General features: G+C 72.9%; 1 protein-coding gene. It reads right to left on the bottom strand.

Going from position 1 to position 1,121, the window contains the following annotated elements; translation table 11 throughout:
- Positions 1 to 1,099, bottom strand: a 1,099-nt coding sequence (locus GL263_RS26990) for a SagB/ThcOx family dehydrogenase (protein WP_182858350.1), incomplete at its 3' end; no start/stop codon positions are given.
- Positions 1,100 to 1,121 lie beyond the last annotated feature (22 nt).

Here is a 1,121-nt window from a genome sequence, read left to right as displayed (position 1 = left end):
GGGTCGGTGGGGGGAAGGTGAAGTCGGCCGGGAGCGGCGGGTCGCCGGCGGCGCCGGCCGGCGCACCGGCGGACAGCAGGTAGACGGCGAACTCCTCCGCCGGATCGACGCCGAGGAGGCGTTCCACCTCGCTGTCCACAAACGCGACCGTCTGGAACGGGCCGAGCCCGAGCGCGGTCGCGGCGAGCGCGAACGTCTGCGCGTAGTGCCCGGCGTCGTACATCCACAGCCGGTAGGCGCGGGGGTGCCGGTACTTCCACGCCAGCCGGTTGGCGACAGCGGTCGTCAGGACGGTGAACGCGCCCTGGTAAGAGGGCTCCTGGCCGTAGGAGAGCGCGGCGACGCGCTCGCGGTCCGCGCTGCCGTCGAGCAGTTCCAGCGCGTGCCGGGACGGCGCGTAGTGGTACAGCCCGGGCGCCACGCCCGTCACGTCGTGGACGACGACGTACGCCTCCACCTCGTGCCGGCCGCCGGCCGACGCGCTCACCCGGCACTGCTGCGTGCCGAACCGCCCGCCGTGGAAGAAGCGGTGCGGCGCGAAGGTGTGGAAGAGGAGGGTGCTGAACGCGTCCAGACCCACCGGCTCCCCGGTGAAGCTCCGGTGGGTGCGGCGGGCCGCGAACGTCTCCTCCACGGTCGCGGTGAGCGGGACCAGTTTGCGCGGCAGTGGCACGACGGGACGGTCCGGGTACTCCTTGAAGACGTTCGGCGCGCCGCCCTCCGCGACGATCTCGGCCGCGACGTTCGCACGTTCGGGTGAGTCGACGAGGTAGTCCGCGTCGCGGCTCTCGGTGTGGAAGCGTTCCGCGACCGCGCCCCAGCGCTCCCACAGTTCGGGCCGCCGGGGTGACGCGTCGCCGTCGTCCGCGACCAGGACCCCGAGGTCGAGCAGGGTGTCGACGGCCTTCCGCACGTCGGGCTCGTGTTCCGCCCCGAACGCGGCCGCCAGTTCGTCGAGTTCGACGCCCGCGCCGGCCCGCTCCAGCAGTTTCACCAGATCGGGTGAGAGCTGTATCCACTGCCGACGGTCCGGCACGCCGGCCTCCAGGCCGTCCGCGCGCCACCGGCACACCAGTTCCTCACGACGACGAACCCGCATGTCCCCTCCACCCCTCCTCAAC

This window comes from Streptomyces durbertensis (assembly GCF_014156695.1).
GTDB classification, from domain to species: Bacteria; Actinomycetota; Actinomycetes; order Streptomycetales; family Streptomycetaceae; genus Streptomyces; species Streptomyces durbertensis.
This window is presented reverse-complemented; position numbering and strand designations above follow the sequence as displayed.